A 14,174-nucleotide genomic window follows, 5' to 3' on the forward strand; every position below is an offset into this window, starting at 1 on the left:
TTCGACAAAATAAACCCGAACTCCGCTGTTTGACGCCCGCATGTCCACTGGACGACGGACACGCCGGCTTGGATCATTGAAGGGACGATGCCCCGCCCCTACGGTCGGGCGAACCGGTTGCCGAGCCAGTGGTTGGCGGGGCACCGGGGTTCACCGCCGCTCAGGGGAGCGCGCGCTCATGTCGCGGCGCGTCGGGCTGCGCGACGCGCCTCGGCGCGGCGGCGGTGACGGTGTGCGGCATCGTCGGCGGGCGGGCCGTGAGGCTCCCGGACTGTCCGGAGGATGGGACTGGTGAAGAGTGGCACCTCGATCGGGGCGGCCGCGCGGGTGGCGCCGGACGATGCGGATCCCCACTGGGGGGACGACGAGCAGGCGACCATGATCGAGCAGGGGCAGCTCTTCGGCGACGAGATACCGCAGCCGCCGGGGGACGATGTCGGCTACCGGGGGCCCACCGCCTGCGCGGCGGCGGGTATCACCTACCGCCAGCTCGACTACTGGGCCCGGACCGGGCTGGTGGCGCCGAGCGTGCGGGGTGCCAGCGGGTCCGGCAGCCAGCGGCTCTACTCGTTCCGGGATGTGCTGGTGCTGCGGGTCGTCCGCAAGCTGCTGGAAGCCGGGGTGTCGTTGCAGAACATCCGGGCGGCGGTGGAGCACCTGCGGACCAGGGGAGTGGCGGACCTCGCCCACCTGACACTGATCAGTGACGGCTCGACCGTCTACGAGTGCACCTCGGACGACGAGGTCATCGATCTCGTCCGGGGCGGCCAGGGCGTTTTCGCCATCGCGGTGGGCCGGGCCCTGGAGGACATGCGCGGCCAGCTCGCGGAACTGCCCTGTGAGCGCCCTGGGCAGCCGGCGGCGGCCCATCCGGGCGATGAGCTGGCCCACCGGCGACGGCGGCGCAGCTCGGCCTGAGAGCCCGAGACCCTCGGCGGCCGGCCGCGGTCCGCGGCCCCGCCACAGCGAAAACTCGCTCGAGAACTGTCGGTGCCCTGGCGTACCTTCGCCCTGTGACCGATCAGACAGCGGTCCTCGTCGAGGGCCTTCGCAAGAACTATGGCCGACATACCGCCCTGGCCGGGCTTGACCTGAGTGTCGGCGTCGGCAGTGTGCACGGTGTCCTCGGCCCGAACGGGGCCGGCAAGACGACCGCCGTCCGGATTCTGTCGACGCTGCTCGCGGCCGACGGTGGCCGGGCCGAGGTGCTCGGTGTCGACGTGCTGCGCCATCCGGAGCGGGTCAGGCCACGCATCGGCCTGACAGGCCAGTACGCGGCCGTGGACGAGCGGCTGACCGGCCTGGAGAACCTGGAGATGTTCGGCCGGCTGTACCGCCTGCGGGCCCGCACGGCGCGGGCCCGCGCGATCGAGCTGCTGGAGCGGTTCGAGCTGACCGAGGCCTCGCGGCGGCAGATCAAGACCTATTCGGGCGGCATGCGCCGCCGTCTCGACCTCGCGGCGAGCCTCATCATGGCGCCGGCCGTGCTGTTCCTGGACGAGCCCACCACCGGCCTGGACCCGCGCAGCCGCCAGGCGATGTGGCGCGTGATCGCGGATCTGGTCCGCGAGGGCACCACCGTGCTGCTGACCACCCAGTACCTGGAGGAGGCCGACCAGCTGGCGGACCGGGTGTCCGTCATCGACGGCGGCCGGGTGATCGCGGAGGGGACCTCCGACGATCTCAAGCGGCAGATCGGCGGTGACCGGCTGGAGATCACGATCGCGCCTGGCGACGACCTCGACGCCGCCACGGCCGTGCTCAGCCGGCTGGGTACGGGGCCGGCCGGTGTGGCCGCCGAGGAGCGCCGGGTGATCGTGCCGGTCGCCGGCGCGGCCGTGCTCGCCGAGGCGGTGCGGTCGCTGGACGAGATCGGCGCCACGATCGTCGACGTCGGGCTGCACCGGCCGTCCCTCGACGACGTCTTCATGGCCCTGACGGGTCACGGTGCCGCCGGTGGCGCTGATGGTTCTGCTGGCGCCGACGGCGCTGATCGCGGGAAGGACGCCGTGCGGCCGCCCGGCCCGCGGTCGGGTGACGACGAGTCGGATCTGGTGGCGACATGAGCACTCTGGACCTGAGCCCGGTTCCGGGGCGTGGCAGGCTCGCCTGGGAGGCCGCGGACGCCTGGGTGATGTGTCGGCGCAACCTCGTCCAGACCTGGCGGGTGCCGGAGCTGCTGGTCTTCGCGACGATCCAGCCGGTGCTGTTCGTCCTGCTGTTCACCTATGTCTTCGGTGGCGCGATCAACGTCGGCCCGGGGGTGGAGTACGTCGACTACCTGATGCCCGGCGTCTTCGTACAGACGGTGATCTTCGGGTCGATGATGACCGGCATCGGGCTGGCCACCGACAAGGAGGCGGGCCTGATCGACCGCTTCCGCGCGCTGCCCATGAGCCGCTCGGCGCTGCTGACGGGCCGGACCCTCGCGGATCTCGTCCGCAACGCGTTCATCATCCTGATCATGCTGCTGGTGGGTCTGGCGGTCGGCTTCCGGTTCGGGAACACGACGGTTCTCGCCGCACTGGCGGGGTTCGGCCTCATGCTGCTCTTCGCCTACGCGTTCTCGTGGCTCTCGGCGGTCATCGGCATGTCGGTCGGCAGCGCGGAGGCCGCGCAGTCGGGCGGAATGATCTGGATCTTCCCGTTCGTGTTCGCGAGCTCCTCGTTCGCCCCGGTCGAATCCATGCCCGGCTGGCTCCAGGCGTTCGCGAAGCACCAGCCGGTCACCTGCACCGTCGACGCGGTGCGAGCCCTGTTCCTCGGGGGCCCGGTGGCCGGGGACCTGCTGGCGGCTCTCGCCTGGTGCCTGGGAATCCTCGTGGTGGCCGGGCCGCTCGCCGTCCGCGCCTACCGCAGGGGGACCGCCCACTGACGCCCGCCCACCTCACGACCGGGCGGCTCCGTACCGCCCGGTCACCTCAGGTGCGCCCCTCCTCGTTCTGGGCGTTGCCCAGGGTGGGCTCGTAGGCGAGCCAGTCCGCACGCAGGACGGGCCAGCCGTCGGCGCGCAGCAGCTCCACCACCGCCGGGTCGTCGTCGACCACGACGGCGACCCGGCGGCGTGAGCCGAGACGGCGCAGCTCCGACCGCTTGAAGATCCGCCCGGGCCGCCGGTCCGCGTCCGGGCGCATCCGCAGCTCGCCCACCGGCAGGCCCTGCGCACGCAGCCAGCGCTCGGTGGCGGCGCGGGAGCGCTCAGGGCGACCCGTCAGCCAGATCACCTCGTGGTCGCGGGCGAGGGTGCGGACGAGCTCCACGCCCTCGACGAGCGGCGGGTCGACGTCGGCGGCGGCGAAGAAGGCGTCCCAGTCACCCGGGAGTGCCCGCAGGAACCGCAGGCGGTGCCGGACGTCCGCCACGACACCGTCCACGTCGATCACCGCGAGCGGTGGCTCGCCCGCATGCTGAGAGCCCACGCCCAGGTCGGACACGCGCCCCGGATCCGCCACTTCTGCGCCTCCTGTACAGCAATCACGTCGCAGCATCTCCGCTGGGCCATTGCTCATTGAACACCGCGCCACGGTGGATAATGCGCCGGTCTCCCTGCCAGCATCCGGTACGTTCCAGTTCGTCGCCGGCGGTCACCGTGCGGAACCCGCCGAACGGGCCGGGGGACACCCTGGTGGTCGCTGATCCGGCGTGTGGTGAAACGGCACGATGTGACGGAGCGGTCGCTAGCGTGGTGTCTCGGGCACGGCGGCGGGGCGACGGCCGTCGGCCGCCTGCCGCGGACGCGGAGCACAGCTGTCGCGAGGAGGTCGCGTGTCGGGCACACGGCGAGCGCGCCTGCTCGTCTCCGGGATCTCCGAGAACCTCGGGGTGGTCCTCTCGCTTGCCGACCGGCTTGACGAGCAGGCCGCGCGGCTCGAGGCCGGCGAGGGGCCGTCCGCCGCGACCGTGACGCTGGACGCGGAGACGATCAACGAGGCGGCCGCCGACCTCGCGGGCAGTCTGGAGGGCGTCCGGCTCGCCCTGAGCGAGGCGGCGTCGCTCGCACGGCGCCACGCGCCCGCGTTCGCCGGTGCCGGCTGGGACGCACCCGAGTGGCACAGCACATCCGTCGCCGCACCCGTCGCCGGCCCAGCTGCCGCCGGCCCCGCGGGCGCGGCCGGTCCGGCCGGCCTCGGTGGCCCCGTGATCGGGCCTGGGGGGCAGCCCGGCCTGTGGCGGCTCGGGCGCATCCTCGTTCCGCCGCTGGCGCGCGGGGGGCGACCGGTCGAGGTGCCGCTGGCGGTGCCGCTGCTGGACGCCGGGAACCTCCAGATCACCACGACCCGCGAGCGCCGCGGTGAGGCCGTGGGCCTCGTCCGGGGTCTGCTCACCCGCGTTCTCGCGAGTGCGTCGCCGGGCGCGGTCCGGGTCACGGTCTACGACCCGCACGAGCTCGGCGCGGGGCTCGCGGGCTTCGCGCCGCTGCGTGCCCACGGAGTGGTCGGGCCCACCCTGACCTCCCGGGCGCGGCTGGAGGCCGCCCTCGCGGAGCTGTCCGCCGAGGTCGGCCGCATCACGGTCGACCGCCTCGGCGGCCGGTTCGACTCGCTGCGCGAGCGGGAGGACGCCGGCGTGCCCCGCGGCGAGCCCTGGCGGCTGCTGATCCTGCTGGGCCTGCCGCCGCTGGCCGACGAGGCCGCTCGCACGCTGGAGGCGGTGGCGGCCCAGGGGCCGTCCTGCGGGGTGCACATCATCGCGGTCGTCGAGGCGGAGGAGGGTGCGGACGCCCCGGGCGGCCGGGGGGTGCCGAGCCTGCCCCGGGCCGAGACGGTGACCGCGGTGGAGCTGCAGGGGGACCCGGGCGACGTCGGCGCGGTCATGCCCGGCGGGTGGCGGACGTCGATGTCGGGCCTGCTCGGCTGTGCGCTGGACGACGCGCCTCCGATGTCGGTGGTCGCCCAGGTCACCACCCGGGTGGTCGCCGGGGTGGAGCAGGCCGTGGTCCGCGGTCCGGATCTGGGCGGCCTGCTTCCGCCGGGGCTTTGGGAGTACGAGAGCTCCGCCGGGGTGTCGGTACCGGTCGCGCACGGCCCCGACGGAGCGGTCGGGCTGACCTTCGACGACGACACGGTCCACTGCCTCGTCGGTGGCCAGGCCGGGGCGGGCAAGTCGACGCTGCTGCTCGACGTGGTCTACGGGCTGGCCGCCCGCTACGGTCCCGACCAGCTGCGCTTCCACCTGCTCGACTTCAAGGAGGGCCTGGAGTTCGCCCAGTTCGCGCAGCGGCCGGGCGACCCGTTCTTCCTTCCGCACGCGGACACCGTCGGCATCGAGAGCGACCGCGAGTTCGGTGTCGCGGTGCTGCGCGCGGCCCGCAACGAGATGCAGCGGCGGTCCGTCACGATGCGCGCGCTGGGCGCCCGTGACCTGCGCGGGCTGCGCGCGGCGGACCGTAGCTCACCCTGGCCGCGGGTCGTGGTCGTCGTCGACGAGTTCCAGGTGATGCTCACTCCGCTCGACACGGTCGCCCGGGAGGCGGTCTCGCTGCTGGAGGTGCTCGCGCGGCAGGGCCGGGCCTACGGCATCCACCTGCTGCTGGCCAGCCAGACGCTGTCCGGTATCGACGCGCTGGACGCGACGGCCGGCAAGCGGGGGTCGATCTTCGGCCAGTTCGCGCTGCGCGTCGCGCTGCGGACGTCCATCTCCGAGTCGCGGGTGCTGCTGTCGACCGCGAACGAGGCGGCGGGTGCGCTGTCCGGGGTCGGTGAGGCGATCGTGAACCGGCGCAACGGTCACCCCGTCGGCAACGAGCACGTCCGCGTCGCCTACCCCGACCCGGCGGTGCTGGCCGAGCTGCGAGACCAGCTGAGCGCGATGGTGGTCCGGGCGGTTCCGGCGATGCGCCCACCGCGCGTCTTCGTCGGCCACGCTCCGGCCGTCCTCGAGGACAACCCGGCGTTCCAGGCACTGGCCGGCCGGCCGGTGCCCGCCTCGGGTGATCCCGCCGGGGGCGGCGCCGCGTACGGCTCCGGCACCGCGCTGCTCCCGGCGGACGGCTCGGTCGACGGCTCGGCGGGGGATCCGCTGGCGTTCGTCGGGGTGCCTTTGGATCTCGCTCCGCCGGCGGTGGGCGTGCGGCTGGCCCGGCTGCCCGGCCGTCATCTGGCGGTGCTCGGCCCGCTGCGGCGGGAGGCGGTCGGGATGCTGCAGGCGGCGGCGGTGTCCGTCGGTGCCCAGACCGCGCCGGGCGGCCTCGTCGTCGACATCGTCGCGGTGGATCCGGCCACGGTGGCAGCCGCCGAGACCCTGGCGTCGGCGTTGCGCCGCACGGGCCATCCGACCTATGTGACGGACGTGACCGGTCTGCGGGGGGTCCTCGCGTCCGCGGGGGCGGAGATCCGCGCCCGCGAGGAGGCGGCGCTCGCCGGGCAGGGTGGTGCCGCGTCGACCACCCGGCTGCTGGTCGTCTTCGCCCTGGACGCGGGCCGGGCCGGCCTGGAGGCGCGCGACGACGCCTCGCGGCGGTCCGGGCTGGACGATCTGCGGACCCTGACGCGCCGCGGCCCGGCGGTCGGGGTGCACCTGCTGGGCTGGTGGCGTGCCCCGTCCCGGCTCGCCGACGACCTGGGGCCCGGGCACCGGGACGACATCGCCGCCTGGGTCGCCACCGGGCTGCCCGGGGGGGACCTGTTCGGCCTGGCCGGGCACCGTCCGGTCACGGCCGGTACGACCCCGAACCGGGCCGTGCTGTTCGACCGGCACGTCCAGGCCGAACCCCGCACGGTTGTCCCCTTCGCACCCCTTGAGACCCGGTCCGGTGCTGACAATGGGACGGCGGTCTGACGGGGTGGCGGAGGTCGACGACGAGTGGTGGAGGGACGGCGTGCGAGGTGAACACGACGAGGGCCCCGGCGCGGTGACCGACGGGGAGCCCGGCGCGGTGACCGACGACGCGTCCGCCTACAGCCTCGCCGAGCTGCCGGGCCGGCACCTCGTGCCCTCGCCGGTGCCCTCCCCGGTGTTTTCGGCGTCGGCGTCGGCCGCGATGGCGATGGAGTTCACCCAGCCGCCCGGCGGCCACGTCAGGCCGCTGCCTGCCGCCGCGGCGCCGGGCAGCCATCCGGTGGCGCTGGTTCCCCCGGCGACCGGGCAACCGGTGCCGGTCGATCATCCCCTGGTTGCGGCGAACCGCTACCGGGAGCTCATGGGCGCCTCCGACACGGTGCGGGCCCTGCTCGCGCAACGGCTGGCCGAACGGCAGGAGGGTCACGACGTCCTCGCCCGTCGCCACCGGGCCGCGGCCGAGGACATCCGCTCCCGGGTCGCCGTGGTCTGGTCCCAGGTCGGCGGGTCGTTGGAGTCGCATGGGCTGGACGGCCTCGACCAGCTGCGACCGCGGGAGGGCACCGAACCCGACGTCGAGGCCGTCTACCAGCAGTACGCGGGCGACCTGGACGGGCTCGGCAGCGGTCGCGGTCGCGGTGGTCGTGGTGCCCGCGCCGCCGTCGCGCTACCCGGTGAGAAGCGGCTCGGCGCGGCGGCCTCGATCGATGGCGGTGGGATCGACGGCCGCGGGAAGGGCGGCCGCGGCCGCTCGCAGGCACCCGCCGACGGGCTCGTCGGTGCCGACGACCTCGTCGACCCGGAGCGGGCGAGGAAACTGGCCTACCGCCTGTGCCTGGAGGTGATGTCCCGCTCCGCCGAGCTTCGGGCCGTCACCAAGGGGGTCCCCACCGGGTCGAGCGGGCTGATCGTGGCCCTGGTCTGCGTGCTTGCGGGTGCGCTCACAGTGGCGGCCCGGGTGTTCGGGGAGGCGCCGGCGCTGCCCTGCCTGGTCGCGGCCGGGGCGCTCGGCGCCGTGGCGGTGGTCGCCAGCGCGGACGCGTCCGCCGTGTCCGCCGCGCGTTCGGCCCTGCTCGCGGCGGGATCGGCGGGGGTGGCGGTTCTCGCGACCTTCCGTTTTGTGCCGATCGAGCCGGCGGGGACAATCGGTGCCCTGGCCTGCCTCGCGCTCGCGATGCGCTTCGGGCTCGGCGTGGGCGCCGGCGCGAGCACAGGTGCGGGTGCGGGTCCGGCCGGTGGCGGCCGGAGCAGACGGAGCTGAGCGGCCGGCGGCGGCGTCGCCGGGTGGGCGGGGCGTTGATCGGCTGACGGAACGTTGATCGGCTGAAGGAACGGAGTGCACGGTGGCAGGGACGATCGCCGACGTCAAGGCGCAGCTCGACGAGGCGTTCCGGCGAACCGAGGAGGTCACGGGCCAGCTCGAGGGCGCGCTGAACATGATCGAGGAGGCGCAGGCGATGGTCGTCGCGGCGACCGACGGCAGTGAGCACCTCGCCGTCGAACAGCTCACCAGCGCCTTGGTCGAGACCCGGGACAGCCTGGAGAACGCGCTCGCGGCGCTCGGGTCCGCGGTCCAGGAGGTCAAGGTCTACCGGGACACCCTGTAGGCAGGAGAAAGTAGGCCGCGATCGCGTCCGGCGCGGAACACGTTCGGCGGAACACGCGGAACACGCGGAAAACGTGGCGCGGAACACATCGTGGCGTAGGGCACATCGCGGCTGCGGGCAGTCACCGGGTCCCGCCGGCCCGCAGGCGGCTCGGCGGGATCGCCCGCGGACGTCTGACCAGGTGTTGCGCAGTACTGTGCCGAACGGGCTCGCCTCGGCGCGACCGAAGCCGATCCTTGCACGGGCAGTGTGGATATGGTGACCGGACGAATTTCCGGGTAACACCTCTCCAGCCACGCGGCGACGCGGTGCATCCGGTTTCCAGGCTCACTACAGTCCGGGTTGTCCCGTGCGCCCGACCCTTCGGTGGGCTCCGGCCGACAGTGTCCGCATTGCCGGCCGAGTGCCTGCCGTTCGACAGCCGGGCACCATGACGACCAGGAGGGCTCCTTCTGCCGTGTCGGATATCGACCTGCTCGATCTCCCGCTGGTTCTGTTGTCCAACCGAGGTCCTGTCAGCTTCGATCGCGATACGTCCGGCCGAACCGTCAACCGGGGTGCCGGCGGGCTGGTCTCCGCCCTGTCCGGCCTGGCGGAGCATCTGGATGACGCCGTCTGGGTCTGTGGCGCGGCGACCGCCGAGGACGCCGCCGTCGCCGCGGAGAACGATGGCGGCGCGATCCTGGTGCAGACCCAGCCCTTCCCCCACGCGGTGGAGGGAGACCCGGACGGCCCGTCGATCAGGGTGCGTCTGGTGGTGACCGACCCGGCCGCCTACGCCGACTTCTACAGCGTGTGGTCCAACCCGATCCTGTGGTTCATCCAGCATGGTCTGTACGGGCGGTCGCTCGCGCCGGTGCTCACCCGCGCCGAGCACGACGCGTTCGAGCGGGGCTACGCGGCGGTCAACCGCGCCTACGCCGACGCGGTCGCCGACGAGGTCCAGTCACGGGGCGGCAAGGCGCTGGTGCTGCTGCAGGACTACCACTTCTACCTGGTCGCCGAGCACGTCCGCGAACAGTGCCCGGACGTCGTGCTCACCCACTTCGTCCACATCCCCTGGCCGGGGCCGGACGAGTGGCGGGTGCTGCCGGGCGACATCCGTGAACGTCTCCTGCGTGGTCTTCTCGGCAGCGACGTCGTCGGCTTCCACACCCGTCGCTACGCCCGGAACTTCGTCCTGTGCGCCGGCGAGCTGCTCGGGCTGCCCATCAACCTCGACGAGCTGACCGTCCAGGTCAACGACCGGACGGTGCGGGCGCGCTACTACCCGATCTCGGTCGACCCGGCCGCGCTCGACGCCACCCTCGCCAGCGAGGAGGTCGCCGCGCACGTCGCGATGCTGCGCTATGTCTTCCTCGACGACGACCGCCAGCTGGTGCTGCGCGTCGACCGCACCGACCCCAGCAAGAACGTGGTCCGCGGCTTCCTGGCCTTCGGGACGCTGCTGGACCAGCATCCGGAGCTGGTCGGGCGGGTGAGCTTCCTGGCACTGCTCCAGCCGAGCCGCACGGACGTCCCGGAGTACGCCGACTACATCGCACTGATCGGCGCCGTCGTCGCGGAGATCAACGCGAGGCACACCAAGGAGGGGCGACAGCCGATCGATCTGCGCATGGTGGAGGATTTCACCCTCGCGGTCGGCGCCTACTCGATCTGCGACGTGCTGATGGTCAACGCGATCGCGGACGGGATGAACCTGGTGGCCAAGGAGGTGGCGATCGTCAACCGGCGCGGCGGCGTGCTGGCCCTGTCGGAGATGGCAGGCGCGCACGAGGAGCTGGGCGAGTTCGCCGTGACGCTGCACCCGTTCGACGTCCAGCAGATGGCCGACGCCCTCTACGAGGCCCTGGTCATGCCCATGGACGAACGCCACCGCAGGCTGGCGGCCGCGGCCGAGCAGGTCCGCACCCACGATGTCCGGCGCTGGCTCAACGACCAGTTGGTGGATCTGCGTCACCTGGCCGGATTCGGCTGAGTCGTGCCCCATGCGGGTACGCTCGGCGGGAGGTCGGGCATGTGTGCCATGGTCGAGACAGGAGTGGACGTGTCGGATACCGGTCATGTGAAGGCCAACATGGGGTCCTGGGCCGCGGTGTACATCCTCATCGTGGGCTTTGTCCTGGGCACCCTCGCGCTGATCCTCGGCTCGGTGCCGCTGTGGATCGGGACGGCGGTGGCGCTGGTCGCCGGTGCCGGTCTGGCTCTGGTCTCCAACATCATGGAGCAGGCCTACTAGACCGCCGGCCCACCCGCGTCGTCGTGCCAGGCCGGCCGGCGCCGGACCGGAGGTGAGCCTCCGCCCTGGCGCCGGCTTTGCCTTGCCGGCTCCCGGCCAGGGCTCGTGATCAGACGTCGGTGGCCTGCTCGGGCGTGCCGGCGGCCTCCCGCAGCGAGCGTGGGGTGACGAAGTCGACCAGCCGTGTGGAGGCGGGTCCGATCTCGCTCCACCGTGGCACGGTCAGGTCATGGACGGCAAGCGCGGCCGTCGGGAAGGTCGGCACCCGGTGCCGCTCCGGCGGGCTGAGCAGGCCCATCGCGAGGCTGTGCAGGCCCGGGTTGTGGCCGACGACGAGTACCGAGGGCACGCCGTCATCGACCTGGCGAAGGCGCATGAGCAGGTCGTTCGCCTCGGCGAGGTAGAGCTGGTCCTCGACCAGGACGGGGACGCTGCTCGGCAGGGCATGTGCGAGATGCGCGACCGTCTCCCGGGTGCGCACCGCGGAGGAGCACAGCACCAGGTCGGGTTCCAGCCCGGCGGCGACCAGGTGGTCGGCGATCAGCGCGATGCTGGTACGGCCCTTCGGCGAGAGCGGCCGGTCCTGGTCGCGCATCGTCGGGTCGGTCGCCACATCGGACTTCGCGTGCCGCAGCAGCAACAGGCGGGGGGAACGTCTCACCGTGCGACTCCGGCGTGCGGGGCGGCTCCGGTGTGGAGGGTTGACCGCCCCGGTGACGCCGGCGTGGTTCCGCCAGCGGCCGGGTCACGCCATCCGCCCGTGATCCCTGCGTGATCCCCGTCGGCACCGGACACGTCAGCTCCTCCCGTCCGTCACAGCTCGAACGATCCCCGCGCGAGCCAGGTTCGCCGCGACGACTCGCAGACTGCCGACATCCGGACGTCCTCGTCAATTGCGGTGCCCGTTGCGGTGCCCACATACGGTGCCCACAGCGGTGGAGCTGCCGGGACGACGACCACGGCCCGATCACCATCCAAGTGATCGGGCCGTGTGATGTCGCGGGGCGTGTGATGTTGCCGGGAAGGTCGGCCGGCCGGTGCTGCGGCCTGCCGAGGGCTGGCCCGCCGACGGGCGGCCAGCCGGGGGTCAGCTCGCGACGGAGATCGTCAGCAGCAGGCGGTCGGCGGCGGCGAGCGCGTCGTCGGCGTTCAGCCGGCCACGGGGGATCAGGGTCGAGCGCTGGTCCGAGGTCAGCCCGCCCCACACACCGTGCTCCTCCTGACGGAAGATCGCGGTCGCCAGGCAGGCGCGCTGGACCGGACAGCCGGAGCAGATCTTGCGGGCGCGGGACTCGGCGGCGGCGCGGGCCTTGGTGTTACGCCCGTCCGGCGGGAAGAAGGCGTCGGGGTCGCCGTCGCGGCAGGCGGCATCCTGGCGCCAGTAGACCGGCCAGCCCTCGCCGAACGGCTGCGGCGGCAGGTCCCGACCAGGCAGAACGGGTACACCGGCGCTCATCGTGCGACCTCCGTCCGGACCGAGTCGGACGGCGGCGGGGACATGGGTTCGGCGGGGCTACCGACCGGTAGCATGCCGGGCATCGTGGGCATACCGTCTCCTGCTGACGTTGCAAAGGCGGACAGGTGCGCTGCGGACAGGCAATACCCGGCGTTGCGCCAGACGCCGGACTGGTGGTGGGGCCTACCTGCTACAAGCCGAGAGCCCCCGGGCCCGTCCATGTGGTGCGACCGGAAGGTTCCGGTCTCCCGCACGGAAACGGGCCCGTCTCGTCTCGTTAACCGAGGAACGTAGACTTCTCTCGAGCGGATAGCAAGGGTTCCGAAACGCCCACGTCCGGTCCTCTGTGGAGGTCGATGATCCGTCGGCTGACGTGGCCGCGGGTCTCACCCTCTCAAGCTCCCCGTAACCATGTAACTGCTTTGGTCCGACGTGTGCTGCAGGTCTCGTGTCTGCGAATGTTCCTGTCATGCAGGCTTTTTGGGTGGCCAGCAAGATCATTTGTTGGGTGCCGGGTGGGGTCGCCGTGACGTATAGGGGTGCCTGATCTACCTGATCCGCTGCCGGGTCGGGCTCCGGTTGCCGGCAGGTAAAGGGGGACTTGCCGCCGTCCCGGAGTTCAGATCGGCGGCCGGCGGGGGCCGAAATGTGCTGAGGACCACACAGGGGTACGGGCGCCGTTGGGCGTCCGGCGTCAGCCTCGGGTGATCGGCAGGCCCGCCGCGGCCCAGGCGTGGAACCCGCCGATCACGTCGGTCGCCGCGGTCAGCTGAAGATCCAGCAGCGCCGCCGCGGCGAGGCTGGAGGTGTAGCCCTCCGAACAGATGATGATCGGCCTGATGTCGTCGCCGGTGGCGAAGGCGGCCCGAGCCTCGCAGGTCGGATCGAGACGCCATTCCAGCACGTTGCGCTCGATGATCACGGCGGCCGGAATCGCGCCCTCGGCCGCCCGCTGCGCGGCCGGCCGGATGTCGATCAGGATGGCGCCGGCGGCAACGGCCGCCGCGGCCTCGTCGGGCGTGAGCCGATCCAGTCGGGCCCGTGCGGCCGCCAGCATCGCGTCGATGCGGCTGCCACTCGCGCCACTGCTCACACCGAGGCCGCCGCCGGCCGCGCTGCAGCTGCCGCTGTCGTCGCCACCGCTGCCACCTGTACCGCCGCCGCTCACACCGCCGCCGCTCACACCGCCGCCGCTCACACCGCCGCCGCTCACACCGACATCCCGGACGTCAGGCGGGGGTGGCCCGCACGGGGCCGCGGCGCGAACGGGTCCGTCGCCGGCGGGGCCGCGGTCGTGACCCGTGCCGCCCCGGCGCCGGCACCGGCGGCGACGACCGCTGACCGGGCACCGCGCTGTGCGACGTCCGCCCGGTCGAGCGGTACGGGCTGGTCGAGCGGTACGGGCTGGTCGAGAGGGGCGAGCTGGCGAGGCGCATAGCGCAGCGGAAGCTCGGGGGGTGAATAGGCGTGGATGGTGGTCGCCCGCAGCTGGCCGCGGTTCACGATCCGGTGCACATGGTCGGTGCCGAAGCCGGCCACCGCACCGGTGCCGTGCCGGCGGGTCCGGGAGATGCTCCAGTCCCGACCACATTCGTCCTCGTCCAGGACGCCCGCCGCGACCGCCAACGCGCCGAGCGCGCCGCCGTGGTCGTGGATGTCCGTCTGCTGGCCGGGGCACCAGCCGATGAGCCACACCTCGACGGCGCCGGACAGGACCAGGCGGGTGTACCAGCGCCGGCGCGGATCGTGGCGCACCAGGGGCTGCCAGAGGTGCTCGGCCGCGGCGAGGCCGGCGACCAGGTCACGCAGCTCGGGCAGGTCCAGCTCGCGCGGCTCGTCGACCAGGAAGCGCTCGGGCACGAACGGGACACCGGCCCGGGTGGCGGCAGGCGCCGTCGACGCGGGCTGGACCGGCTGGAGCAGGGCGGGATGGATCAGGGGCATCGAAGCTCCTTCGAACACCGTCGCCGCTGCGACGGACCACTGGAGGACACCGTGAGGCGTCTGCGGATCGGCCGGGGGCACGGCGTCGACCGGAACGTTCATGGGCGCGGGGCCTGGTTGCGCCGGACGGCAGGCGCGCGGCCACGGGCAG

General features: G+C 73.0%; 13 protein-coding genes. 8 read left to right on the plus strand and 5 right to left on the minus strand.

All coding sequences use genetic code 11. The features are described 5' to 3' along the window. Window positions 1-291 precede the first annotated feature (291 nt). The 3 genes from ACG83_RS11100 to ACG83_RS11110 all read left to right on the plus strand — a co-directional run bounded on the left by ACG83_RS11100 (window position 292) and on the right by ACG83_RS11110 (window position 2,875). Window positions 292-918, plus strand: coding sequence for a MerR family transcriptional regulator (locus tag ACG83_RS11100; RefSeq protein WP_006540375.1), 627 nt, complete (start codon window positions 292-294; stop codon window positions 916-918). A 95-nt stretch (window positions 919-1,013) separates the two neighbouring features. Continuing rightward, a complete protein-coding gene (locus tag ACG83_RS11105; RefSeq protein WP_054566065.1) occupies window positions 1,014-2,066 on the plus strand; it encodes an ATP-binding cassette domain-containing protein in 1,053 nt (350 codons plus the stop codon). Next, window positions 2,063-2,875 (plus strand): ABC transporter permease, encoded by an 813-nt coding sequence (locus tag ACG83_RS11110; RefSeq protein ID WP_054566066.1) that lies wholly within the window; start codon window positions 2,063-2,065, stop codon window positions 2,873-2,875. The genes ACG83_RS11105 and ACG83_RS11110 overlap by 4 nt, the downstream gene beginning before the upstream one ends. Window positions 2,876-2,921: 46 nt before the next feature. On the opposite strand, the gene ACG83_RS11115 is transcribed toward ACG83_RS11110, so the two are convergent. Then, window positions 2,922-3,452: a hypothetical protein gene (locus ACG83_RS11115; RefSeq protein WP_076829203.1), complete on the minus strand. Its 531-nt coding sequence runs from the start codon at window positions 3,450-3,452 to the stop codon at window positions 2,922-2,924. Between the two features lie 313 nt (window positions 3,453-3,765). Between ACG83_RS11115 and ACG83_RS11120 the strand changes: the two genes are divergently transcribed. The 5 genes from ACG83_RS11120 to ACG83_RS11140 all read left to right on the plus strand — a co-directional run bounded on the left by ACG83_RS11120 (window position 3,766) and on the right by ACG83_RS11140 (window position 10,623). Beyond that, window positions 3,766-6,777, plus strand: coding sequence for an FtsK/SpoIIIE domain-containing protein (locus ACG83_RS11120; RefSeq protein WP_054566067.1), 3,012 nt, complete (start codon window positions 3,766-3,768; stop codon window positions 6,775-6,777). Then, window positions 6,761-8,038, plus strand: coding sequence for a hypothetical protein (locus tag ACG83_RS11125; protein WP_235497885.1), 1,278 nt, complete (start codon window positions 6,761-6,763; stop codon window positions 8,036-8,038). Before ACG83_RS11120 ends, ACG83_RS11125 begins: the two co-directional genes overlap by 17 nt. 82 nt (window positions 8,039-8,120) lie before the next feature. Further along, window positions 8,121-8,384: a hypothetical protein gene (locus ACG83_RS11130; protein ID WP_006540381.1), complete on the plus strand. Its 264-nt coding sequence runs from the start codon at window positions 8,121-8,123 to the stop codon at window positions 8,382-8,384. 457 nt (window positions 8,385-8,841) lie between these two features. Next, window positions 8,842-10,362, plus strand: coding sequence for a trehalose-6-phosphate synthase (locus ACG83_RS11135; RefSeq protein ID WP_006540382.1), 1,521 nt, complete (start codon window positions 8,842-8,844; stop codon window positions 10,360-10,362). Window positions 10,363-10,431: 69 nt separating this feature from the next. Further along, window positions 10,432-10,623 carry a hypothetical protein gene (locus ACG83_RS11140; RefSeq protein WP_369812870.1) on the plus strand — a complete coding sequence of 64 codons (192 nt, stop codon included), beginning with the start codon at window positions 10,432-10,434 and terminating at the stop codon, window positions 10,621-10,623. 109 nt (window positions 10,624-10,732) lie between these two features. Here ACG83_RS11140 and ACG83_RS11145 read toward each other — a convergent pair whose 3' ends face one another. The 4 genes from ACG83_RS11145 to ACG83_RS11160 all read right to left on the minus strand — a co-directional run bounded on the left by ACG83_RS11145 (window position 10,733) and on the right by ACG83_RS11160 (window position 14,023). After that, the gene (locus ACG83_RS11145) at window positions 10,733-11,284 is read right to left on the minus strand and encodes a histidine phosphatase family protein (protein WP_054566070.1); all 552 of its coding nucleotides are present in this window, start codon (window positions 11,282-11,284) and stop codon (window positions 10,733-10,735) included. A gap of 426 nt (window positions 11,285-11,710) precedes the next feature. Beyond that, window positions 11,711-12,079 (minus strand): WhiB family transcriptional regulator, encoded by a 369-nt coding sequence (locus tag ACG83_RS11150; protein ID WP_054566071.1) that lies wholly within the window; start codon window positions 12,077-12,079, stop codon window positions 11,711-11,713. A 694-nt stretch (window positions 12,080-12,773) separates the two neighbouring features. Next, window positions 12,774-13,136 carry a rhodanese-like domain-containing protein gene (locus ACG83_RS11155; RefSeq protein ID WP_054566552.1) on the minus strand — a complete coding sequence of 121 codons (363 nt, stop codon included), beginning with the start codon at window positions 13,134-13,136 and terminating at the stop codon, window positions 12,774-12,776. 152 nt (window positions 13,137-13,288) lie between these two features. Further along, a complete protein-coding gene (locus ACG83_RS11160; protein ID WP_054566553.1) occupies window positions 13,289-14,023 on the minus strand; it encodes a cysteine dioxygenase in 735 nt (244 codons plus the stop codon). Between the last annotated feature and the right edge of the window lie 151 nt (window positions 14,024-14,174).

Source organism: Frankia sp. R43, assembly GCF_001306465.1.
Taxonomy (GTDB): domain Bacteria; phylum Actinomycetota; class Actinomycetes; order Frankiales; family Frankiaceae; genus Parafrankia; species Parafrankia irregularis.

Coding starts and splice junctions, on each gene's coding strand:
- ACG83_RS11110 (WP_054566066.1), top strand. CDS start 2,063: ATGAGCACTCTGGACCTGAGCCCGGTTCCGGGGCGTGGCAGGCTCGCC.
- ACG83_RS11125 (WP_235497885.1), top strand. CDS start 6,761: ATGGGACGGCGGTCTGACGGGGTGGCGGAGGTCGACGACGAGTGGTGG.
- ACG83_RS11150 (WP_054566071.1), bottom strand. CDS start 12,079: ATGAGCGCCGGTGTACCCGTTCTGCCTGGTCGGGACCTGCCGCCGCAG.
- ACG83_RS11155 (WP_054566552.1), bottom strand. CDS start 13,136: ATGCTGGCGGCCGCACGGGCCCGACTGGATCGGCTCACGCCCGACGAG.
- ACG83_RS11160 (WP_054566553.1), bottom strand. CDS start 14,023: ATGCCCCTGATCCATCCCGCCCTGCTCCAGCCGGTCCAGCCCGCGTCG.